The organism is Loktanella sp. 3ANDIMAR09, from assembly GCF_001420005.1.
GTDB lineage: Bacteria > Pseudomonadota > Alphaproteobacteria > Rhodobacterales > Rhodobacteraceae > Loktanella.
Map to the genome: position 1 here is coordinate 1 of NZ_LJAK01000016.1, position 23,195 is coordinate 23,195.

A 23,195-nucleotide genomic window follows, 5' to 3' on the forward strand; every position below is an offset into this window, starting at 1 on the left:
CCCCAAACCAGATAAACGTGATTTACGTAACGTTTTCATAACCTTAAATGAAAGTCACGCTGCGGATCGTCTGTCAGCGAGACGCCTTTCGGATCCGCCGCCCAATCTGCATCGCATCCTCTTGGACCGGGACAACGCGTCCAATGCATTGGGGTAGCAATGCCGCATAACGACCCAGAAACGCCTTTTTGCACAGACCGTGCCCGTGATCCGGGTCCAGGTCCGGACCATCATGCCGATCAGGTGGCTTGCGATTTTGGATGTTTACTCTGCGATATGGCAAATTATGATCCAGCGGGCGCAGGGGTTCAGCCTGCGTCAGCCCGTCCCATGACCAGCCCGGCGGAGATCATCATGCAGAATACCGCCGCCCTGACGCTGACCGGGGCCGCCCCCATGCCGGGCCACCGCGCCCTGACCAGGTCGATCGCACAGCCGCCGCAGATAACCAGCGCGCGGCAGACCGGCGATGCGCACCGCAACAGGTGCACCGTTTCAACGGACCGCTGACCCGCCCCCCGATCTGCCGCGCCTCATCCCTGCCTTTGACCGATCCCCCTTTGGGTATCGGGGTCATTTTCATTCCGACAGGCTGGATATCGCCATGACGCATTCCGACAGACAGACACGACCCGTTGATTCACACCCGGCCCCCACCTGGCAGCCACTCGCCCAAAGCGCACTGCTGCGGTGCTACCCCGATCATCCGCTTGCCCCGCAGGCTGCGCGCGCAAGCACCGACACGCCACCCGCCGCCGGCACCAGCGCCGCAGATGCCCTGCGCGCCTGGGAGATCAAGGAAGGCCTGGCCGATCTCTTTGACCCCGACGATCTTGCAGACGACATGCCCATGCCCAGCGGAACGCCTGCGGCCGATGCCATGAATTCCGCTGAGATCACCGCAGCCCTGACCGCGGGCGATGATCCATGGGCCACCGACAGCGTCACCCGGAACTGTCGCCCCCCCTACCCGGTCGCAGCCAGCGCTGTGCTGGCCCTCGCGCAGCTGGCCAAGACCTTTGGCGATCAGGCGGCAGCCAATGCACTGCTGTTCGATGGGGCCGCCACCGTGCTGATCTGCGACAGCACGGCCGAGGCGCGGCGCCTCAAGGACGCGCTGATGAAAGGGTTTCGCGCCAAAGCCACGCCCCCCGGCCAGCCGCTGTCGCAGACCCCGCTCCGCCCCGATGTCGTCCTGGTCGATACCGGCACACCGACCTCCATCGCGGCAGAGCTGGCCCGCGCCGAGGACAAGCTGGCAGAGCCTGCACCACTGGTCATTCTGACCTCACCGGGTCAGGACCTGCCCGGCGCGCTGTCGCTGCTGCCCGTCGTTCACATCGCCCGGCCCTGCACCCAGACGCTGATCTGGACCCTGCACCTGACCCACAGTGCGACCAGCCAGATTGCCGAGGATGCAGTGCGCGCGGCCCTGCCCGCTGATGCCGCCCTCGCAACGCTGCCGATGAGCACGGTCGACCTCGCCTTGCGCCAACACAGCCCGTTACGTGTCGCGCATAAGCTGGCAGAGCTGGCATTGCCGAAGACTATCGTCGCAGACGACGGACCGACGCTCGACGATCTGCCAAGTCTTGGTGAGGCAGGCCAAACCCTCCGCCAGATCGCCACCGATCTGAACGCCTACCGGGCGGGCACCCTGCCGTGGTCGGACGTTGCCAATGGCGTGCTGCTGACGGGCGCACCCGGCACCGGCAAGACCTTTGCTGCCGCAGCCCTCGCGCGTGCCGCTGGTGTGCCTTTGATTGCCACCTCATTGGGTGACTGGCAGACGGCAGATACCGGTCGCGGACACGAGATGATGCGCGCCCTCGCCAAAAGCTTTGAGACCGCCATCGCTGCCGCATCCGGCCCGGCCAAGGGGGCCGTGCTGTTCATCGACGAGGTTGACGCCATCCCCTCACGCGAAGGCCGCCAGGATCACAATTCGAACTATTACCGGAATGTCACCAACATGCTGCTGGGACGGCTTGACGGGGCCATTGCTCGCGACGGCGTGATCGTCATCGGGGCCACCAACCATCCCGAACTGCTCGACACGGCAATGGTCCGCCACGGTCGGCTGGGGCTGCGCATCGACATGCAGCACCCCACGACCGCCGATCTGCCGGATGTGCTGCGCTATTATCTGCGCAATGATCTGCCGGACGCCGACCTGATCACCATCGCGCGCGCAGCCGCCGGTGCCACGATGGCGGATATCAAGGGGCTGGTGCAACGCGCGCGCCAGACCGCCCGTGCCAAGGGTCGCGATCTGGCGGTCAGTGATCTGATGGCTGCGCTGAGGGACACCCGCCCGCCGGTGCCACAGGCGCTGCGCGCGCGTGTCGCCATCGCCGGTGCCGCCAAGGCCGTCGTCTCGCAAATCACCGGATACGCCCGCCCCGACCAGATCAGCCTGATCATGGCACGGGACGTCACGGCGCAGGTCGCGCTGACCCCGCTGCCGGATGCGCGCAGGCCGACCGACATTCAGCGCGAGATGATCGCCCTGCTGGCCGGACGTGCCGCCGAAGAGGTGATCCTTTGTTCCGTGTCCGGTCGCAGCGGCGGCGACGCGGCATCCGATCTGGCACGCGCCACCCGTCTGGCGATCGCCGCCGAACTCAGCTTTGGCCGTGGGCCGGGTCTGATCTGGTGCAGCGCCGACGCAGACCCGGCCACGCTCTTTGCCCGCCATCGCGGACTGCGTGACCGCACCGCCCGCCGTCTCGACGCCGCCTACGCCCAGGCCTGCGACCTCGTCCACACGCACCGCGTCACGATCGAAACGCTGGCCGGTGATCTGCTGGTGGGTGGCGTCGTGGAACGTGAAGCCCTGCGTGAACTGATGAAGGTTGATGTCACCGGTGCCGACGATCCGGCGGCCTTCTGGCCGGGCATGTAAACAAAGCCCGTCGCGGGCCGTTGTTCCCAGAACAGAACAGTCCGCGGCGTTGTCGCGCAAACCGAACAGCGACCGTCCCCACAACGACAATAGGGGCAAAAGGCCAGGACAACCCGCCCCATACCGCGCAAGTCTGCTCAGTCGTTGCCGAACAGATCCCGCGTGAACACCCGGTCCGAGACATCCGCGATGTCATCGGTCAGCCGGTTCGCCACGATCAGATCGCAGCGCGCCTTGAAGGCATCCAGGTCGCGGATCACCTCGGAGCCAAAGAAACGCTCTTCCTCCAGCGCGGGTTCATAGACCACGACGGTGATCCCCTTGGCCTTGATCCGCTTCATGATGCCCTGCACCGAGGATTGCCGCCAGTTGTCGGACCCCGCCTTCATCACCAGCCGGTGGATGCCCACGCAGGTCGGGTTCATCGCCACGATCCGGTCGGCCAGCACGTCCTTGCGGGTGCGATTGGCATCCACGATGGCCTGCATCATGTTCTGCGGCACATCGGCGTAATTCGCCAGCAGCTGCTTGGTATCCTTGGGCAGGCAATAACCGCCATAGCCGAACGAGGGGTTGTTGTAGTGATCGCCGATGCGCGGATCGAGGCCCACACCCGCGATGATCTGGCGGCTGTCCATGCCCCGCATCAGCGCATAGCTGTCGAGTTCGTTGAAATAGGCCACCCGCATCGCAAGGTAGGTATTGGCAAAGAGCTTGATCGCCTCCGCCTCGCCCGCGTCGGTGAACAGCACGGGCGCGTCCTTTTTCACGGCCCCCTGCACCAGCAGATCGGCAAAGCGGCGGGCCGCCTCGCCCCGGTCGCCCACGATGATCCGGCTGGGGTGCAGGTTGTCGTGCAACGCGCGCCCCTCGCGCAGGAATTCGGGGGAAAAGAGGATGTTGTCCGACCCCAGATCGGCGCGCAGATCGGCCACACAGCCCACAGGGATCGTCGATTTGATGACCACCGTGGTATCAGGTGATGCGGCCAGAACGGCCTGCGCCACCGCCCGGACAGAGCTGACATCAAAGAAGTTCGCAACCGGATCGTAATTCGTGGGCGTGGCCACGATGGCGTAATCCGCCCCCTGCACCGCCGCCGCCAGATCGGTGGTCGCACGCAGGTCCAATGTGCGGTTGGTCAGATAATCCGCAAGCTCTGCATCCTCGATCGGGCTGCGGCGCGCGTTCACCAGATCCACGCGCGCAGGGTCCAGATCGACGGCCACGACGGTGTTGTGCTGCGCCAGCAGCACCGCATTCGACATGCCCACATACCCCAGACCGATCACGGCGATTTTCATGGTGATGCTCCTTGTGCGGCCTGGCAGGGGGGGCCGCGCCCTATTCCCCCGGTTTCAGCTTGTCGTCCCAGAACGCGCGGCTGGTCAGTTCCGGATAGCCCGCCTGCCAGGTGTCGCGGATCTGGCGATAGTCGCGCGCCAGCCGGTAGACGTTCTTGATGAAACGCCAGGTTTCGGTGGCAAAGCGTTTGCGGTCACGGCGCAGCGTATAGGCCGCCGAGCGGTCCGCGTTCAGGAACGTGATCTGCCGCGCGCCATACATCAGCCGGAAATCCTCGCGGCTTTCGGGGGGCATCACCAGCTTGCTGCCACGTAGATTCGCAAAAGGCAGCAGGTGACCGTTCAGGGTCAGCAGCAGCAGGGCGCGCAGGGGGCGCGGCAGCCTGCCGATGCGTTCGGGTTTCGTGCGGTCCAGCGGTTCCCAGACCTCGGTCGTGGTCATCGCCTTCAGATCGCCCCGCCGCTGCGCCATATCCGCGTGATCCGCAAAGAACTGCGGCCCGCGCAGGATATCCTCGATCGCAAGGTTCACCGCCGACAGGCTGTCGTAATGGAACCGCAGGACGGTGCGCAGATAGAACCCCAGCAGCATCCGCCGCAGCCCCAGCCAGCCGACATCCTTTGCAGGCAGGCTCAAATGGTGGGCCAGGTGGCTGCGCAGGTCCAGATACCATGTGGTGGGCGAGGCCTTGCTGACAAAGCTTTCCTGGATCGAGGCCACCCCGGGCAGGGTCACAAAGGTGAAATCATTGGCCAGCGAGAAACTGACATCATCCCCGCGCACAAAGAACGGAAACGGCAGGTATTCCAGCTGCGTGACCGGAAAGGCAAAATACCACCAGCCGCCGTAGAATCCCTTTGGCTTGCCGATGGTGGTGTCGAATTCCATCCCGAAGACCACGTCGGGATCGCGCATGTCCGCGCCGAAATACAGCGGATGGCAGCCCCGATCAAAGGTGGCGCCGTTTTCCCAGATCTTCCAGCGATGGTCAGCGTCCATCATCGCCCCCACGACCGCCAGCCGCGGGTCCTGGCTATAGGCCAGGATCATCCATGTGCGGGTGATCGCCCCCATGTGGATCGAGGCATCGTCATCCATGAACAGGCAATGGCTGCCACCGGTTTTCTGGGTTTCCAGCAGACCGCGGGTGAACCCGCCTGCCCCGCCCAGATTGGCATTGGGGATCACCGTGACCCCGTCGCCGGATGCGGCATCGACCGACTGGCCGTTGTCGACGATCAGCATGCGGATATGGTCGCGCATGGGCGCTGTGGCACGGAACGCCCTGAACCGCGTGATGGTCGCCGATACCGCGGCTTCGCGCCGAAAGGTGGTGACCGACAGCACCAGCTCAGGCAATTGACGCGGGGCCGCGGTGGTGGTCCAGGCGAAATCGTCCAGCCGCCCTTCATCAAGGGCTGTCAGCGCAAAGAACAGGATCGTGCGCGGATCACGGGCCTCGGGCTGCAGCGGCAGGTCAAAGACACCGTCCAGCGTCACCGTCTCGCTGAAAATACGTTCCGCGAAATCGCCGCGGCTGACCAGACCGTCATCCAGCCGGGCCTGCGGCAGCTTTGCCTTCTGGCGTTGTTTGACCTTCAGCTCGCGGTCCAGCAGCATCCGTTGCTGGGTCAGGAACTGGTTCTGCGTCGCCTTGAACACGGTCAGCTGGAACCGGCCCTGCCCCCGCAGTTGCAGCCCGATCGACGTTTCGCCGCAGGCGCGGGTCCATTTGCCCAGGTTGAACAGGTTGAAATAGGTATCCGTCCGCAGCATGCCGCCGGTCAGGAAATCCACACCGCCATGCGACAGCGACAACATGGCGCCGCCCGTCAGGGTGACATAGGGCAGCACCAGCGTGGACACGTCATGCTCTGGCCAGATCGCCGGCTGGATCAGCACGGGACCATCGGGCGCAGCCGTGATCCGGCGCGCGTCGGGCTGAGGGGTCATCAGTCTTTTCCGTGTTGGATCAGAATGTCATCCACCGCGATCCGCTTGGACTGGGGCACCAGCACCTCGGGGTCGTAATGGCCCACGGCCACAAAGGCGATGAAGACCTCATGATCGGGGATGCCCAGGATCTTGCGGATCTTGTCCTCGCGTTCGGTGCCCATGGCGGTGTTCAGGCTGCATGATCCCAGACCGACCTGTTCCAGGGCCAGCAGCATGGTCATCATGAACAGACCACCATCGACAAAGGGCTGGTTGCGTTCGGCCGCAAACAGGAACGACCGCAGATCAGAGGTGATCAACAGGGCCTGCGGCGGCATCTTGTAGCCACCGAAACCGCCCTGCAATTTCAGCGCATCATTGATCATGCGCGGGTCCTTGATCTGGTGAACCCGTGCCGATTGCCGGTTGCAGACCGACGGGGCCTGCATGGCAATCTGGACCGCGCGGGCGATATCGGCGTCATCGACCGGCTGATCGGTGAATTCACGCACGCTGCGCCGTCCGTAGACCACATCCAGGAAATTGCGCGGCTCCAGCGCCTCGACCATGGCCTCGCGTTCCGACCTGGCCGACATCACGCCGCCCTGCTTGTCGGTGGCCGCGTCGATGATGTCCTGCACCTCTGGCTTGAACTGCTTGCGGAAATCCGACACGTCCACGTCCAGCGTGGCATGGCGTTCGAAATAGGCGTTCATGACCGAGGCCGCGGTCCGGAAAAACTGGTCCTGACGGTCGTTGCCCGCCACCAGCCAGCCGTTCATCTCCTTGGCCAGCGCCGGCACCGAGATCTTGCCGAACCCCGGACGGAACTGCATGTGGCTCAGGCCCTTTTCGATCGCATGGGCGTGAAACATCAGGCGTGCGCGCCAGGCGCCGATATCACGCGCGGCGACAGCCTTGGTATGGGCCCCGGCAAAGCGCAGGTTGTCCTTGATCGACAGGTCATAGGACACTTCGGCGAAAGTCTTGCCCTTTTTCGCGGGCACCACGGCGCTGGAGGGGATTTCCTGCACGGTGATGTATTCCACATCCGCCCCGCCGTTGTTCCCCGAAAAATGGACGGCCCCCAGCATGAACTGGGTAAAACCGGGCTGTTTGACACTGAAATCAACCGTGTCGATGCGGCGCCCGATCGAGACGCCCTTGATCTTGAGGGTGCGCTGACCGACGGGAATGTCGGGGACATTGATGGTGCGGTTGCCGATGCGCACGCCTTCCAGGCCCACGCGGCCGATGCCTGTGAACTTGCCCGTTTCGGGATTGCGGATATGCAGGTTCACCGCGTCGCCGCTGGTGCGGACCTTCCACTTGATGGTCAGACGGTAGGATGCGCCGTCCTCCAGCTCGTGGGGCAGATCGCACCAGACGGTATTGCCGCGGATGGCACCGCTGGGGGCAACGGACAGCTTGGTTGCCGTGCCGCCGCGGGTCACGCTCCAGGCGTCGTTGCTGGCGGTGAAATCGGGCTTGTCGACCCGGTGCACCGGGGCCGCAGTCCTGGCGGTATCGGCCTGTCTGGTGCCTGCGTGAACCGGCACGTCCTTGGCCAGTGTCTCCTTGAGCCATGCGAGCGAGCGCGCGCCTTCGTTGGCGATATAGGCATTGGCCCCCGTGAAATCGATGTCAAAGGTGACATTGGGGTTTTCGGCCAGCGTCTGGGGGGTATCGGTCTCGTAGATGCGTCGCGTCTCGCCAAAGCCCAGCAGCGACATCAGGCTCTTGAACCGGTCGGCGCCGCGGTGGGTGTTGTAGATCGACGAGAACGGCTTTTGGAAAATCACCGAAAAGGCAGAGCCGTGGAAACTGTCGGTCGTGACATAGGCGGCCTTGCTGTAGACATGCAGGAAATTTTCCGGCGCGTCCTCGGATACGATGTCGAACCGGTCGTCGGCGAACAGCTCTTGCGCCAACGGGCGGCCCCCGTCGGGGTTGGGGATGACGACGATCTTTTTCAGACCCAGCCGGTCGGCCAGCGCCACCGCGACATCGCGTTTTTCAGGCGTGGCATCCAGAAAGAACACCGCCAGGTAATCGCCCTCGGGGCGGTAGGTCGCCTTTTCGGCCAGCGCCAGGTATTCGGATTGCGGCAGCAGGAACACCGGGTCCACCACCTGCACGGCATCGACGCCGAATGCATCGCGCGCGGTGTCGATGGCGTAATCCTCGCGCACCGAAATGCCCGCGAATTTCTGCAGGTTGGGGCGGTGCTTGGCCAGGAACTCGGGGGTGAACTTGCCGGTGCCGCGGTTTCCGAACGACGTGCCGTAGGCGACACGCTTGTTTTCGGGGCTGACGAAATCGAGGAACAGGTCATCGTTGACCCGGCCGATGCGCGGGTTCCACAACTGGTCGCTGCCCACCAGGAACGTCTTGGCCTGCGCGTTCAGCGCGGGCAGTTTGTCGAAATGTTCCTGCGTGGTGTAATTGTAGCCGATGCGCCGTGCGAATTCCATCGACAGGATATCGTCGGGCCATTTCACCCGGTATCCGTTGTAACCCAGCGGTTCGTGCACCATCAGCACGTTGTAGCCCAGACCGACGACGGCGCGGTTCAACCCGTAGTAGGTCAGGATCGAGCCGTAGTTCTTGCCATACCACCAGCCCAAAATGCCAACGTCGTATTTCTGGGTCGCCATGTTTAATTTCCTTGCATTACAAGCTGGTTAGGCATCACCAGAGCCACCCAGACCGGTTTTTTCCAGGCGTCCGCCTCATCGGGCGCATCAAAACCATAATTGCCCCAACAGCACAAGGCTCGGCGGCCCTGCCGGGGGATCAGCTCGCCTCCAGCACCTTTGTATAATTGGCCCGCATGAAGATCAGTCCCAGCAGGATCAGCACCAGCGCCAGGCCGAACCCGTAGCTCAGCGAAATGTAGGTCGGGTGATAGACGGAATAGAACCCGGTGCGCACCAACCCGCTCACATGCACCAGCGGGTTCCACCACAGAAAGTTCTGCACCCCCTGCGGCATGTCCTCGAGGATAAAGAAGATACCCGAGGCCAGGAACAGCGGCCGGGTGATGATCTTCCAGATGGTTTTCCAGATGGGGAACAGGCCGAACAGCACCGCGTTGACCAGACCAACCCCCAGACCCAGCAAGGCGGCCATGGCCAGCCCGACCATGATCGGGCCGACGGTGATCGTCAGGTGCAGCTCGAACACCAGCATGATGCCGACGATCACGATGCAGAACACGGTGATCTGCGTCAGCAGGTGCAGGATGAACCGTGCCAGCACCGGGTCCGCCCAGGTCATGCGCGGATAGGCCAGCAGGGCGCGCGAATAGATGATCGCATGGTTCGTCTTGCCCTCGATCTCGCTATACAGCGTGAACGGCAGGAACCCCGTGGCGTAGAACATCGCGAAATTGGTGCCCAGCGACGGCGCCCGCACGATCAATGAGAACGCCAGCGTCAGCAGCGCCAGCATCCCCACCGGTTGCAACACCGCCCAGATATATCCCCCCGGAGAGGCCCCATAGGTCGATGCCATCTCGCGCAGGATCAGCGCCACGATGGCGCGCACCGACTGGAACCGGGGCGGCTTGAGGTTGGGGCTGGGCAATGGCGTATCGGTCATGGGGTCTGCATCAATCAACCCAGCGTCCGGCGCAAGAGCGCAAGACCCCGGTCAAGCGTCATGGCGGCGGCATCGGCGCTGTCGCTTTCGACATAAAGCCGCAGTTCGGGCGCATTGCCAGAGGGACGCAGATGCACGATGCGCCCGTCCATCAGCGTCATGCGCAGCCCGTCGGTGCGGTCGATCGCCTGTTCGGCACCGTCAAGGTCGTCCAGAAATGCGGCTCTATCCTGCAGTTCAGAGCCTAATTTTTCGACCAGCGCCAATGAGGCTTCGGTCGGCACCCCTTGCAGGCGGTCGGCGGCGGTGAACCGGGCGGGCTGGTCTGCCACCAATGCGGCCAGACCGCCTGCCGCGCGGGCCGCAGCCAGTGGTGCAACCCATGGCAGCACCGCGTCGCGCGTGGCCAGTGCGGACAGTTTGCCCGTGGGGCCCTCTGCATCGAACCCCAGCAGGAATCCTCCGTTCGCCTCGTATCCCACGACACGGCCCCCCGCCTGTTCCATGCCCGCGATCACATGGGGCGACCCGATCCGCGTGCGGATCACGCGACCGAACACCTGTTCGGCCCCGGTATTCGACGATACCGGCGTCACCGCCACGTCAGCCCCCAGTGCTGTGCCCGTGATCTGGCCCAGAATGTCGCCGGGGATCACCCGGCCCGCCCCATCGGTCAGCAGTGGCCGGTCGCCGTCGCCATCGGTGGATACGATCGCATCAAGGTGCTGTTTTGCGGCCCAGTCCCGCAGTTGCGCGGCCACACCCGGATCGACCGCTTCGGTATCGACAGGAATGAACACTTCGGACCGGCCCAGTTCCACCGGCGTGGCCCCCAGACCCGCCACCACTGCCAGCAGCAGGTCGCGGCCCACGGCTGAATGGCTGTAGACGCCGATGGTCAGCCCCGCGAGTGCCGCGCCATAGGCGCTGACATAGCGGGCGACGTAATCGGCACCTGCGGCCGTGTTGACCGCCAGCGTGCCGGCTTTGCCCGCAGAGGCACGCCCCAGATGCGCCAAGATCGCCGCCTCGTCAGCCTTGCCGATCTCGCCGCCCGGCAGATAGAACTTCAGCCCGTTGCGGTCGGCGGGAATATGGCTGCCGGTGATCATCACGGCCGCGGCCCCTGCCCCCATGGACGCCAGCGCCAGCGCGGGCGTCGGCACCGCACCGCAATCGGTCACGGCCAGTCCTTCGGCGCGGGCGGCCTCCATCACCATCGCGGCAATCGCAGGAGAGCTGTCCCGCAGGTCGCGCCCCACGAACAGACCCGTCCCCGTCTCGCAGGCCGCGACAAAGGCGCGGACGTGATCGGCCACCAGATCGGGCGTCAGGTCCACGACAAGGCCGCGCAGGCCAGAGGTGCCGAATTTGGGGGGCATATCGGGTCTGTTCCTATTGTTTGACGTCTTGCGTGCGCGGGGTCAGCACCTGTTCGCCGCCTTCGACCCAGCGCGCGACCAGCGCGCGCAGCGCGTCCTCGTCGGCGGTATCCAGCGCGCGGCGCAGCGCCTTGAGGGCGGCGGCAACCTCGATTTCAGAGGGATGCGCCTCGCGGGCCTGCATGATCTTGGGGTGCGGCGTGGTCAGCTGGCCTTCACCGATCAGAAGTTCCTCATAGATCTTTTCGCCAGGCCGCAGCCCGGTCACCTTGATCTCGATATCGCCGTCGGGGGTGTCATCGTCGATCACGCGGTAGCCGGCGCTTTCGATCATCTGGCGCGCCAGATCATAGATGCGGATGGGCGCGCCCATATCCAGCACGAAGACATCGCCGCCCTGCGCAAAGCCGCCCGCCACCAGCACCAGCGCCGCGGCCTCTGGAATGGTCATGAAGAACCGGGTCACGTCGCGGTGGGTCAGGGTGACAGGTCCGCCCTTCTGGATCTGTTCCTGAAACAGCGGAATGACCGACCCAGAGGACCCCATGACATTGCCGAACCGCACCATGGTGAAAATCGTCCCGCCATTGCCGGACCGGCTGGCCATGTCCTGCAGGATCATCTCGGCCAGGCGTTTGCTGGCCCCCATGATATTGGTGGGGCGCACCGCCTTGTCGGATGAAATCAGGATGAACCGGTCCACACCGGCGGTCTGGGCGGCCTGCGCCAGCGCCTGCGTGCCCAGCACGTTGTTGGACATACCCACCAGCGGATTGGCCTCGACCAGCGGCACGTGTTTGTAGGCGGCGGCGTGCAACACGACCTGCACGCCGTGGGTGGTCATGACGCGCAACAACAGCGCCTCGTCGGTGATCGTGCCCAGCACCGGGACGATCTCGATGCTCTGGTCGCGCAGCAGGGCGCGCAATTCCATATCCAGCGCATAAAGCGCCAGTTCGCTGACCTCGAACAGGACCATCTTGGACGGCTTGCGGGTCAGCAGTTGGCGGCACAGCTCCGACCCGATGGACCCGCCCGCCCCGGTGATCATCACCACGCGGTCCTTGTAGGTGACCCCCGATTTGGGCAGCGACCCGTCCAGCGCCTCGCGGCCCAGGAACCGGCCCGGCACCACGGGCTGCAACTGGTCGATCAGCGCCTCGCGCCCGGTCAGCTGGGCAAAGGACGGCAGGGTCTGCACCTCCAGCCCCATGTCCTCCAGCCGGCGCGACAGCTGGGCCACCCGCGCGCGCGGTGCCGACGGCATCGCCAGCAGCACGCGGTCGATCTTGTGTTCGCGCACCAGCGTGTTCAGCGCCACGGGCGGCGACACCATGATCCCCTGGATGATGGTGTTCTGCACGCTGACGTTGTCGTCGATAAAGGCCACGGGAAACACGGTTTCATCCCCGCGCAACGCGGCGGCCAGCTGGCGGCCCGTGCGCCCGGCCCCGTAGATCAGCACCCGGCTGATGTCCTGACCCTGCCGGTAGATATGCAGCAGGATGTTCAGCATCGCGATCCGTGCCGCGACCGAAATCAGGAAATAGACCAGCGCAAAGTTGATGAAACTGGCCAGCGGGGCCGCGACCCCCGCCATGTCATAGATCACCGCCGCCGAGACCCCCATCAGCACCGCATGGCCTGCGGTCAGGGCGATGGCGTGGCTCTCGTAGGATTTCAGCTGCACCTGCGGCAGGCCCAGCACGCTGGACAGCAGCCCGCCGATGGCCATCAGCACCGGCAGCGCCAGCCAGTGCCGCGCCAGCGTGTCGGCATCCACCAGCGCATTGCCCTGCAATGTCAGCGCCACGATCAGCGCCACCGGGATCAGCAGGATATCGACGCACAGCAGCACACCGCGCTTGGCGCGTCGCGGCAGAATGCTGACCCATCGATACATAGATACCCGTTCCCGATCCAAGGTCCCGCCGCGACAGCGGGCCACAATCTGTCTTAGGCCCCCCCTTGCCTCTGTTTCAAGGGCAGAGCCCATGGCACGGGTCGAAATGCGCCGGATGTGGCCTGCGCTGCCCGCCCGTTTTGCATAAAAGTCTCGGAAAACCTGCACAAAGCGTCACGCTGCTGCCCCGGTTCCGCCCGCACCGCGCACGGCCCTGCCCTGATCCTGGGGGCATGGCAGGCTGTGGCGGGTATCATCAATGGGCGAGCTGACACGGATCACACAGGTCACGGCCTGGGATTCCGCCCGTGTCTCGGCCCCCGATGATCTGAAAATCATCGATGGCCGCCTGTTCGCCACCACCAATTACGACGGGCGCATCTACAGCTGGACCCTGTCGGACGACGACCTGACCCTACGCAACGCGCAGGCCCACAGCGACGTGCTGCGCCCGGGCGGGCATGGCTGGATCACCCCGCTGGATCTGGACGCAGGCCCCGTGATCATGACCGGCGGCGGGGCGGGTGGCGCACTCGTGCTGCGCGGTGTTTCCGGCAACGGAGCCCTGCTGCCGGGTGACACGGTGGCAGGCAGCACCGGCCTCTGGGGCAGCCTGCAACACACCGCCAGCATCGCGGCGTCAAACGGCAACCACGTGGTCTGGGGCGGACTGGCGGGCACGTCCGGCGTGGCGCAGATGACGTTCTCGGACCAAGGCAGGCTGATCGACAAACGCATCATCGCGGACACCCCCAGCATTTATGCCGCCGACGTGTCATCCGCCGTCACCGCCACGGTGTCCGGGCAGACCTATCTGTTCACCGCGTCCGCGCTGGAAAACGGTGTGACCACATGGGCCGTGGGGGCCACCGGCACACTGACCGCGCGCCACGCCACCGGCAACGCAGAGAGCCTCTGGATCAGCGCGCCCACCGCCGTGGGCCAGATCAGCGCAGGCGGGTCGGACTGGCTGGTGGTGGCCGCCGCAGGCACCGACAGCCTGACCACCCTGCGCATCGGGGCGGATGGGTCCCTGACGCCAGTCGATCACCTGCTCGACACCCGCGACACCCGCTTCGGAGAGGTCGCGGCCATGACCACCATCCGCCATCAGGGCCAGGCCTATGTGATCGCGGGCGGTGGCGATGATGGCATCACCCTGCTGCAACTGTTGCCCGACGGCACCCTGCTGCACCGCGCCACGCTGGCCGATGCGGTGGACACCACGCTGGCCAATGTGTCGGCCATCACCGCGCGCAGCAACGGCAGCGCCATCGACATCTACGTGGGCTCGGCTTCGGAACCGGGGCTGACGTTGCTGCGCTATGATGCGGGGGCCGCGGGCCTGACCCGCACGGCCGGACCCGCGGGCGGCAGCTTATCGGGCAGCGCCGGTGGCGATCTGCTGACCGGCGGCGCAGGTGCTGACCGGTTGTTCGGCGGTGCAGGCGACGACATCCTGCGCGACGGGGCGGGCACCGACACGCTGACCGGGGGTGCGGGGGCGGATATCTTTGTGCTGGCAGCGGATGGCACCCCAGACACGATCGCGGATTTCCAGCCCGGCCTGGACCGGATCGACCTGTCGGGCTGGTCGTTCCTGCGGTCGCGCAGCCAGCTGGACCTTGCGATCACCCAGACCGGGTTTCGCATCACCTATGGCGACGAGGTGCTGGAGGTCCGCAGCGCGGGTGGCCAGCCCGTCGACCACCGCACCCTGCCAGAGGCCGACCTGATCGGGGCCTTTCGCATTCCGATCGTCATCACGCCGGGCTATACCACGCCACCCTTGGATCCCGTCGATCTGCCCGTCTACGAAGGCTATACCTCCGGCCTGCAACCCAGGCCCCCCGGCGCTGTCCCTTCGGTCTGGGACGTGCCGGGCAGCGATCCCGCAGACCAGCCCGACCCCGGCGCATGGCCGCTCATCGCCGGGTCCGGGGCGATCCCCCGCATCTCCTTTGGCGGTATCTCAAACTATGCGATCAGCGGCATCCGCTGGTCGGGCGGCGGGGCGGGCGACCGGAAATCCGGCACCGCCCGGTCGGACAAGCTGGACGGCAACCGCGGCCATGACACGATCTGGGGCCAGGCCGGTCACGACTACATCTACGGCGACAGCGGCAATGACCGGCTCTACGGATCGGCCAACAACGACCGGATCTATGGCGGGTCGTGGAACGACGCATTGTTCGGCGGATCGGGACGCGACAGAATTTATGGCGGGACCGGCAACGATGCGATGTTCAGCGGCAGCAACGATGATGTGGTCTATGCCGGAGATGGCAACGACCGCGCCTACGGCTGGTCGGGCAACGACCGGATGTTCGGCGACAGCGGTGCTGACAGGCTCTATGGCGAGGCAGGCAACGACTGGCTCTCGGGCGGCAGCGGGCGCGACAGGCTCTATGGCGGATCGGGCGGCGACTGGCTTTATGGTGGCAGCAGTGGCGACGCGCTGTTCGGCGGGTCCGGCAACGACCGCCTGTCCGCGGGCAGCGGCGACGATTACCTCGACGGTGGATCGGGCAACGATCTGATGTTCGGCACTGCGGGCAAGGATATTTTGTATGGCCGGGACGGGAACGACACGCTTTATGGCGGGTCCGACGGCGACCGGCTCTACAGTGGAGCAGGCAACGACCGCATCCTGGGCGGGTCGGGCAATGACCGGATCGCCAGCGGCAGCGGTGACGACCGCATCAGCGGCGACAGCGGTCACGACCTGATCTACGGCGAAAGCGGGCGCGACCTGATCTATGGGTCCAGCGGTGACGACACGGTGTTCGGCGGGTCGGGTGATGACGCGCTTTATGGCGGGTCAGGCAACGATGCGGTGCAGGGTGGTGACGGCGACGACCGGATCGACGCAGGGGCTGGCGACGACCGGGTATTCGGGGGCGCAGGCAACGACACGGTCCATGGCAACGCAGGCGCCGACAGCCTGTCCGGTGACGCCGGCACGGATACGCTCTTTGGCGGTGACGGCGACGACCGCCTGTCCGGGGGTGACGGTGCCGACGACCTGTCCGGCGGCACGGGCCAGGATATCCTCTGGGGCGATGCGGGCGACGACATGCTGCGCGGTGCGAAGGATGAAGACACGCTCTACGGTGGGACAGGCCAGGATACCCTGTCGGGTGACGCAGGGGATGACATCCTCTTTGGTGACGCAGGCACGGACACGCTGGATGGCGGCAGTGGCAATGACACCCTGTTCGGTGGTGATGACGCGGATATCCTGCTGGGGGGCGACGGCGACGACAGCCTCTTGGGCGAGACAGGCGCCGACAGCCTGTTCGGCGGGGCTGGCGACGATACGCTGCTGGGGGGCGACGGCGATGACTGGCTGGACGCGGGCGCGGGCCTGGGCATCCTGACCGGCGGGGCGGGAGCGGACAGTTTCGTCTTTACCCAAGGAGCCGCGACCGTGACCGATTTCGACCCGCTAATGGATCGCATCATGATCGAAACCGACCTCTGGGGCGGCGGCATCAGCCGGGATGACCTGATGTTCCTCTACGGACGCATGGACGGCGCGGATGCAATACTGAGCTTTGGCGATGATACCGCACTGACGGTCGCGGGCACCACGCTGGACACGCTGGCCGATACGCTGGTGTTCATCTGAACGGTTTGATCGCCGTGCGTCCGATCAGCACCAGATCCCAGCATAGCGTCCGGTGCCGCGCATAGATCAGGTCCAACCGTGCCTTTTGCGGGATGCAGCGGCGGCGATAGGTGGCCTCGGTCGCCTCTGGGGTATCGCAGGCCGCCAGCAGACGTTCCTCATGCGCGTGATAGACCAGACTGGCCAGCCCGGTGATCCCCGGACGGCAGGCCAGCACGGCTGCATAAAGGTCGGGATAATCCTCGACATAGCGGCGCAGCGGCGGACGCGGCCCGACAAGGCTCATATCCCCCCGGATCACGTTCCACAGCTGCGGGATCTCGTCGGCGCGGGACCGGCGCAGCAGGCGGTGCATCCGGCTCATCTGGCGTTGCTTGTCACCGCCCGTGACACCGCCGACGCGGTCAGACCCCACCGGCATGGTGCGCAGCTTGATCAACCCGAACCCCCGGCCCGGCGCGCGCATCCGTTCGCTGATATAGAACAATGGCCGCCCTTCGGTGATCAGCAGCACCACCATCAGCACGCACATCAGCGGCAACAGCAACAGCCCCAGCGTCACCGCCAGCACCAGATCAAGGATGCGTTTGCCCGCACTCATGCGGGCCACCCCTGCTGCGCCATGGCCGCGGCATCGGCGCCCGGCACAGCGCAAATCCCCTGCAACAGGGTCACATCCAGCCGCAAATCAGGCAGCGCGTCAGGGCCTGCGGCGCGCCAGACGAATGGCTGACCGAGGGCCGCCAGCACGTCGGCCATATCCACCGATCCGGCGCGCGCCACGTTCAGCACAGGCGGCAGGGCGGGGGCGGCAAACAGCGCAGGCACCATCGCCATCAGGTCGGCTGCACCGATCATCGCACGCCGCGGCCCCTGCCCGTCCGCGAACCGGTCCAATGTCACGGGGCTCTCTGGCGTGGCGGCTGCAATGCCTGCCGCCAGCGCATCGCAGCCTGCGACATTCCCGATCCGCAGACAGGTCACATGGTCCTGCCCGGCAAGGGTGTTTTCCATCGCCAGTTTCGCGGCACCGTAACCGCCCTGCGGCGCACAGGCAGAGCCTTCGTGCAGCAAGCCAGGACGCGGGCCGTAAACCGCCTGCGAGGAGGCCACCAGCACCCGACAGCCCAGGGTCTTGCCCAATCGGGCTGCGGCCTGCGCCAGCGTCGTGTTCTGCGCCAGCAGATCGGGGTCGGGGCCTGCGTATCCCGCCAATGCCAGAATGCCCGCGATCCCCGCCCGTTCCAGATCGGCCAGCGGTGCGGGGCTGTTGAGGATATCCCAGGCCACCGCGGGGACGGCGGGGGCAGTGCTGTCAGGGCGGTGCTGCCACAGGGCGGGCAGATCATCCGGCCAGACACGGGCCAGGGCGCGGCCCAGCTTGCCCGTGCCGCCAAGGATCAGAATGGTGTCGCGCATGCCCGGGCCCTCCTGCGTGGCCATCACGGCACACGGGGGCAAGACCTACAGAAAAGCGATATCCTCCGCCAGCACCGACACGTCGCTCAGCCCTTCCAGGATCAGCGTGTCACCACTGTCGAACGTGATGACCGTATCGCCGTCCACCACCTGCGCGCGGTCCATGACATCCTGGGGATCGTCGGCCAGACCTGCCGCGATCAGCAGCCGGTCGATGCCCACCTCGAAATCCGCGATCCGGTCGGTGCCCGCGTCGAAATGGAACTGGTCCGCGCCGAGGCCACCCATCATGTAATCGTCGCCCGCCCCGCCGAACAGCAGATCGTCGCCCGCATTGCCCACCAGCCGGTCGTCATGGGTGCCACCATACAAGGTATCGTTGCCGGTCCCGCCATAGAGCACGTCCATCCCCTCGCCCCCGTAGAGCGTATCGTCACCCGCACCGCCCGACAGGCGGTCACGGCCTTCGTCCCCGGTCAGCACGTCCGCACCGTCCTCGCCCGACAGCCGGTCGCGGCCATCGGCACCGGACAGCTGGTTGCTGCCCGCGTTGCCGGTCAGGAAATCACCCCCCGCGCTGCCGGTCAGGTCCAGATCGGCGCGACCCAGCAGACGCACCTCGGTGGTGCCGAAATCGACCGTGGCGGACCCCGACAGCAACAGCACGCGGTCGCCGTCGGCGGCCGTCACCACGTCCAGTTTCACGTTGCCCGCGCTGGTGTCGATGCTCAGTTCCGCCAGCACGTCGTCACCGACCAGCACCGTCACGTCACTGGCCACCTCGGGGGCCATTGCCAGCGCATAACCGCCAGCCTCGGCGGTCTGCACCTGGCGGCTACCGTGGCGCAGGGTGACACCCTTGACCCCCTCGCCCATGCCATAAAACAGGTTGCCGTCCGCATCGTCAAAGGCCACCCCGGTGACAAAGACATCCGTCCCCGTCGCCGCGAAATTCACCGTTGTCATCGAGGCCGCGTAATCCCGCCCGTCTTCGGTAAAGGTGCCACCGACCTGACCGATCCCCACCTCCTTGAGCTGGGGGGCAAAGGTGTTGACGCGGTGGGTTTCGCTACGGAACAGGCCCTCGTGATGGGCCGCGATCGCGGTGGACATGTCGATGCTGCCGGTGCCGTAGACCCCGCGCCAGGCAAGGTTTTCACGCCAGGACCAGGCCCCGGTGAATTCATATCCTTCGGCCCGCATCCGGGTGCCGCCGTTCGACCCATTCGCCCCGCCGTGGCTGAAACTGTCGTTCTCCAGCATCCATGCACTGTGGCCGGTGGCGGCCGCATGCAGCTGGTCATTGGGCGCCAGCACCTGTTTGGCACTGTCGGTGATGGTGCCGTCCTTGAGGTCGGCATTCAGGTCGATCCCGTAGCGCGCCGCCTCGGCCTGCGGGTCCAGGCGGGCGCGGTTGATCAACTCTAACAGATATTGCTCGTTACGATTGAATGACACGACCGGGGGCAGCCTTCGGTTTCAGGGGGATTCCCGCAGCAGCAGCGGAAATCGTCACCCTTCAGGAAACCGGGCAAAGGTGCCGCGCAGGCGGCGCGATACTGTCGGAATTGTGGTTAAACAACCTCAGGGTTGCAACACAGCGTTGCCTGTTCTGCGACAATGATCGCCGCAGGACAGGATCAGTTCGCAAGCCCCATGGTCGCCCCAGCCAGACCCACGACCGAGGCCGCAGCCCCCAGCGGGCTTTCGGTGGCATAGACCAGATCACCGGGCTGGATCTGGAACTTGCCCGCGCTGAACAACCCGTCCGCCGATGTCAGGTCGATGGTGAACACCACCCGTTCCTGCGGCGGCCCGGCGGAACTGACGGGACCTGCCACCGTATCGGCGGCGGCGTATTCGCGCAGCACCAGAATGGCCTGCGGATTGGCACGGGCATCGTTCACACCGCCGATGATCGCCAGCGCATCCAGTGCCGTGACCTCATCCTTTGGGAACACATGCAGCGATTCCGTGGTGGTCGCCCCCAGCGACAGGAAATAGCGGTCGTCCGCCTCGATCAGCACGCGGTCGCCGCCCTGGATCACCGTATCCAGGGTTGGGTCGTCGAACAGACGGTTCAGACCGATGCCATAGGACCGGTTGCCCCGGAACAGGCGCACCTGCGGGTTGGGCAGCGCCTCGTTCACGCCGCCGCCCAGCGACAGCAGCGTCAGCAGGCTGACATTGCGATCGGGCAGCGGATAGACACCGGGTGCGCGCACGCCCGACACCAGGTTGGCGGTATTGGCCCGGCCCGGATCGACGCTCAGCTGCACCTGTGCGGATGGCACGGTATTCACCAGCATGTCCTGAATGCGCGCACGCGCCGTGTCGGGGGCCATGCCGCTGACACGCATATTGCCCACGAATGGCAAAAAGATTCGCCCGTCGGGGCCCACCTTGACGTTCTGCAACTGGGCCACGCGCTGGCCGGGGGCGGTCAGCAGCGAATTTTCCTCGGCGTCCCAGATGGTGATCGCCAGCGTGTCACCGGGGGTGATGATCATGCTCTGGGGTTGGGCCTGGTTCGCAATCCAGGACATCCGCTCTGTGTTGTTGGACGGCCAGGCCTGCAACACCGGCAGGCTGTCGCGCGTCACGCTGAACACGGAAAAATCATAGACCGGGGTGCCATCCACATCCGACACCTGCGTGCTGCTGGCGGCCAGAACCTCGGACTGGAAACCGGCCCCACGCGGCGCGTTACAGGCCGCAAGGCCCGCCGTAAGCACCGTCAGCAGTGCCGTGCGCATGATGACATTCATGACCGTCTCCCCTGGTCCGCACTGGCCCCCCTGGCAGGAGAGGTCTCGGTGGCGGTTGGGCGCAAAATACAAGCCCACCCCAAAGGGTCAATCGCCCATTGCCCCGTGCAGGGGATTTCGCGCGGGCCGTGCCCTTTACCCCACGCGGCAAATAAAGCTAAAAGCGGCGCAATCACATGACTGGCGAGGGTGCAATGACACAACGGTTTATCATGGTTGGCGCGGGCTTTTCCGGCGCGGTCGTCGCACGCAAGCTGGCCGAGGCAGGTCATGCCTGCACCGTCGTCGATGCACGCGATCACGTGGCGGGCAATTGCCACACGGCCCGCGATGCCGATACCGGCGTCATGGTCCATACCTATGGCCCGCATATCTTTCACACCGGTGATGACGAGGTCTGGGACTACGTCCGGAAATTCGGTGAATTCGCACCCTACAAGAACCGGGTGAAATCCACGCACAAGGGTGCGGTCTATACCCTGCCCGTCAACCTGCACACGATGAACCAGTTCTTTGGCACCGCCCTGCGCCCCGACGAGATGCGCGCCCATGTCGCCACCCTGACCGCCGATATCCCCGAACCCGAAAGCTTTGAGGAACAGGCGCTCGCCTTTGTGGGGCCCGACCTCTATGCCGCCTTCTTCAAGGGCTACACGGAAAAACAATGGGGCACCTCGCCGGCCAATCTGCCGGCCTCGATCCTGAAACGCCTGCCGCTGCGGTTCAACTACGACGACAATTACTTTGCCCATCCGCATCAGGGCATGCCGGTGGATGGCTATACCGCACTGGTGGAAAACATCCTCGATCATCCGCTGATCACGGTCCAGCTGAACACCGTGTTCGACCCCGCCACCGCCGGTGACTGGGACCACGTGTTCTGGTCCGGGCCGCTGGACGGGTTCTTTGGCTATGACATCGGTCGGCTGGGCTATCGCACGCTGGATTTCGAGGAATTCCGCGCGGATGGCGACTGGCAGGGCTGTGCGGTGATGAACCATCCAGACCCGGATGTGCCATTTACGCGCATCACCGAACACAAACACTTTGCACCCTGGGAAAGCCACGAGAAATCAGTGCTTTACCGTGAATACGCCCGCGCCTGCGAACCGGATGACACGCCCTATTACCCGATCCGCCTGGTCGAGGAAAAAGCCCTGCTCGTGGAATATGTGGAACGGGCCAAGACCGCGTCCAACGTGACATTCATGGGCCGCCTGGGCACCTACCGTTACCTCGATATGGATGTCACCATCCGCGAGGCGCTGGATACCGCCGATGCGTTTCTGGCAGCACAGGCCGAGGGCACACCACCACCGCTGTTTTCGCAGTCGCCGCTGTGACACTCTGCGCCGTCGTCGTCACGTTCAACCGTCTGGCGGAATTGCAGATCACCCTGCCCCGCCTGCTGGCCGAGGATGTCGAGCATATCGTCGTGGTCGACAATGCCAGCACCGATGCCACACCCGACTGGCTGCCCGCACAGGCCAGCGACCGGGTACATGTCATCCGGCTGGACGACAACACCGGCGGTGCTGGCGGGTTTGAGGCCGGCATGGCCTACGTTCGCGACCAGCTTGACCCCGACTGGGTCGTGCTGATGGACGACGACGCCCGCCCTGCCCCCGGCGCGCTGGCGGTGTTTCGCCGCGAAACACCTGCGCTCATGCAGCAATTCCCCCGCCTTGGCTGTGTTGCCGCCGCCGTCTTCTATCCCGACGGCACCCTGTGCGAGATGAACCGCCCGTCGCGCAATCCGTTCTGGCACGCGGGGCTGTTTGCCAGGACCCTGTTCACCGGGTCGCGCGCGGGCTTTCACGTCTCTGACGCGGCCTTTGCCCCCGACGCCCCTGCCCTGCCCCTCGATGTGGCGTCCTTTGTCGGTTATTTCGTCCACCGTGACGCGGTGGCCGCCATCGGCCTGCCAGAGGGCGGTTTGTTCATCTACGGCGATGACGTGCTCTATTCCCTGCGCCTGCGCCGCGCGGGGTTCACCATGGCGCTGGCGCCATCCGTGCGATTCGAACATGACTGCGGCACCCTGGGCGAAGGCTTCGTCTATCGCCCCTTGTGGAAGATCTACTACCACTGCCGCAACGGCGTCAGCATCGCGCGCCAGGCCGCAGGACCGATCGTGTTTCCCGCAGCGCTGGCCTATTACACGCTGATGTGGTGGCGCCGTGGCCGCCATACCCAAGGTGCCGAACGCCGCACCTATTACAAACTGATGCGCATGGGCCTGCGTGACGGGCTGCTGCGCCGCCGCGGGCGCAACGATCACGCACACGCCCTTGCAAGGGCCGCTGACAAACCGGCCCAAGCCGCGTAACAAGGCCGTAACAAC

General features: G+C 65.3%; 15 protein-coding genes. 5 read left to right on the plus strand and 10 right to left on the minus strand.

Annotated elements, in window-relative coordinates; translation table 11 throughout:
* The first annotated feature begins 330 nt into the window (after positions 1-330).
* The gene (locus AN189_RS19405; RefSeq protein ID WP_172794938.1) at positions 331-510 is read left to right on the plus strand and encodes a hypothetical protein; all 180 of its coding nucleotides are present in this window, start codon (positions 331-333) and stop codon (positions 508-510) included.
* A 94-nt stretch (positions 511-604) separates the two neighbouring features.
* Positions 605-2,905 carry an AAA family ATPase gene (locus AN189_RS16765; RefSeq protein ID WP_056038657.1) on the plus strand — a complete coding sequence of 767 codons (2,301 nt, stop codon included), beginning with the start codon at positions 605-607 and terminating at the stop codon, positions 2,903-2,905.
* 137 nt (positions 2,906-3,042) lie between these two features.
* Here AN189_RS16765 and AN189_RS16770 read toward each other — a convergent pair whose 3' ends face one another.
* The 6 genes from AN189_RS16770 to AN189_RS16795 all read right to left on the minus strand — a co-directional run bounded on the left by AN189_RS16770 (position 3,043) and on the right by AN189_RS16795 (position 13,033).
* Positions 3,043-4,209, minus strand: a complete 1,167-nt coding sequence (locus tag AN189_RS16770) for a nucleotide sugar dehydrogenase (protein ID WP_056038661.1) — start codon at positions 4,207-4,209, stop codon at positions 3,043-3,045.
* 40 nt (positions 4,210-4,249) lie between these two features.
* Positions 4,250-6,163, minus strand: a complete 1,914-nt coding sequence (locus AN189_RS16775) for a glycosyltransferase (protein WP_056038663.1) — start codon at positions 6,161-6,163, stop codon at positions 4,250-4,252.
* On the minus strand, positions 6,163-8,802 hold the full coding sequence (locus AN189_RS16780) for a polysaccharide pyruvyl transferase family protein (protein WP_056038667.1): 2,640 nt from the start codon (positions 8,800-8,802) through the stop codon (positions 6,163-6,165). The genes AN189_RS16775 and AN189_RS16780 overlap by 1 nt, the downstream gene beginning before the upstream one ends.
* Positions 8,803-8,941: 139 nt before the next feature.
* Positions 8,942-9,748 carry an ABC transporter permease gene (locus tag AN189_RS16785; protein WP_056038670.1) on the minus strand — a complete coding sequence of 269 codons (807 nt, stop codon included), beginning with the start codon at positions 9,746-9,748 and terminating at the stop codon, positions 8,942-8,944.
* Positions 9,749-9,762: 14 nt separating this feature from the next.
* Complete coding sequence (locus AN189_RS16790) at positions 9,763-11,130, minus strand: phosphomannomutase (RefSeq protein WP_056038673.1); 1,368 nt, start codon at positions 11,128-11,130, stop codon at positions 9,763-9,765.
* A gap of 13 nt (positions 11,131-11,143) precedes the next feature.
* The gene (locus tag AN189_RS16795) at positions 11,144-13,033 is read right to left on the minus strand and encodes a nucleoside-diphosphate sugar epimerase/dehydratase (RefSeq protein WP_056038676.1); all 1,890 of its coding nucleotides are present in this window, start codon (positions 13,031-13,033) and stop codon (positions 11,144-11,146) included.
* Between the two features lie 259 nt (positions 13,034-13,292).
* Here AN189_RS16795 and AN189_RS16800 point away from each other — a divergent pair, with 259 nt between their 5' ends.
* The gene (locus AN189_RS16800; RefSeq protein ID WP_056038680.1) at positions 13,293-16,664 is read left to right on the plus strand and encodes a calcium-binding protein; all 3,372 of its coding nucleotides are present in this window, start codon (positions 13,293-13,295) and stop codon (positions 16,662-16,664) included.
* On the opposite strand, the gene AN189_RS16805 is transcribed toward AN189_RS16800, so the two are convergent.
* The 4 genes from AN189_RS16805 to AN189_RS16820 form a co-directional block, all read right to left on the minus strand.
* Positions 16,657-17,265, minus strand: coding sequence for a sugar transferase (locus AN189_RS16805; protein WP_056038682.1), 609 nt, complete (start codon positions 17,263-17,265; stop codon positions 16,657-16,659). The genes AN189_RS16800 and AN189_RS16805 overlap by 8 nt on opposite strands.
* Positions 17,262-18,083, minus strand: a complete 822-nt coding sequence (locus AN189_RS16810; protein WP_172794939.1) for an NAD(P)-dependent oxidoreductase — start codon at positions 18,081-18,083, stop codon at positions 17,262-17,264. The genes AN189_RS16805 and AN189_RS16810 overlap by 4 nt, the downstream gene beginning before the upstream one ends.
* Positions 18,084-18,128: 45 nt before the next feature.
* The gene (locus tag AN189_RS16815; protein WP_157057536.1) at positions 18,129-19,541 is read right to left on the minus strand and encodes a CAP domain-containing protein; all 1,413 of its coding nucleotides are present in this window, start codon (positions 19,539-19,541) and stop codon (positions 18,129-18,131) included.
* Between the two features lie 182 nt (positions 19,542-19,723).
* On the minus strand, positions 19,724-20,851 hold the full coding sequence (locus AN189_RS16820) for a polysaccharide biosynthesis/export family protein (protein WP_056038689.1): 1,128 nt from the start codon (positions 20,849-20,851) through the stop codon (positions 19,724-19,726).
* Between the two features lie 194 nt (positions 20,852-21,045).
* Here AN189_RS16820 and glf point away from each other — a divergent pair, with 194 nt between their 5' ends.
* A complete protein-coding gene (gene glf, locus AN189_RS16825) occupies positions 21,046-22,194 on the plus strand; it encodes a UDP-galactopyranose mutase (RefSeq protein WP_056038804.1) in 1,149 nt (382 codons plus the stop codon).
* Entirely contained in the window at positions 22,191-23,180 is a 990-nt protein-coding gene (locus tag AN189_RS16830) for a glycosyltransferase (protein WP_056038692.1), read from the plus strand. The genes glf and AN189_RS16830 overlap by 4 nt, the downstream gene beginning before the upstream one ends.
* The last annotated feature ends 15 nt before the right edge of the window (positions 23,181-23,195 follow it).

Bases quoted from the DNA above. Each gene is read 5' to 3' on its own strand.
- AN189_RS19405 (WP_172794938.1), top strand. From the start codon at position 331: ATGACCAGCCCGGCGGAGATCATCATGCAGAATACCGCCGCCCTGACG.
- AN189_RS16765 (WP_056038657.1), top strand. From the start codon at position 605: ATGACGCATTCCGACAGACAGACACGACCCGTTGATTCACACCCGGCC.
- AN189_RS16770 (WP_056038661.1), bottom strand. From the start codon at position 4,209: ATGAAAATCGCCGTGATCGGTCTGGGGTATGTGGGCATGTCGAATGCG.
- AN189_RS16775 (WP_056038663.1), bottom strand. From the start codon at position 6,163: ATGACCCCTCAGCCCGACGCGCGCCGGATCACGGCTGCGCCCGATGGT.
- AN189_RS16780 (WP_056038667.1), bottom strand. From the start codon at position 8,802: ATGGCGACCCAGAAATACGACGTTGGCATTTTGGGCTGGTGGTATGGC.
- AN189_RS16785 (WP_056038670.1), bottom strand. From the start codon at position 9,748: ATGACCGATACGCCATTGCCCAGCCCCAACCTCAAGCCGCCCCGGTTC.
- AN189_RS16790 (WP_056038673.1), bottom strand. From the start codon at position 11,130: ATGCCCCCCAAATTCGGCACCTCTGGCCTGCGCGGCCTTGTCGTGGAC.
- AN189_RS16795 (WP_056038676.1), bottom strand. From the start codon at position 13,033: ATGTATCGATGGGTCAGCATTCTGCCGCGACGCGCCAAGCGCGGTGTG.
- AN189_RS16800 (WP_056038680.1), top strand. From the start codon at position 13,293: ATGGGCGAGCTGACACGGATCACACAGGTCACGGCCTGGGATTCCGCC.
- AN189_RS16805 (WP_056038682.1), bottom strand. From the start codon at position 17,265: ATGAGTGCGGGCAAACGCATCCTTGATCTGGTGCTGGCGGTGACGCTG.
- AN189_RS16810 (WP_172794939.1), bottom strand. From the start codon at position 18,083: ATGCGCGACACCATTCTGATCCTTGGCGGCACGGGCAAGCTGGGCCGC.
- AN189_RS16820 (WP_056038689.1), bottom strand. From the start codon at position 20,851: ATGAATGTCATCATGCGCACGGCACTGCTGACGGTGCTTACGGCGGGC.
- glf (WP_056038804.1), top strand. From the start codon at position 21,046: ATGACACAACGGTTTATCATGGTTGGCGCGGGCTTTTCCGGCGCGGTC.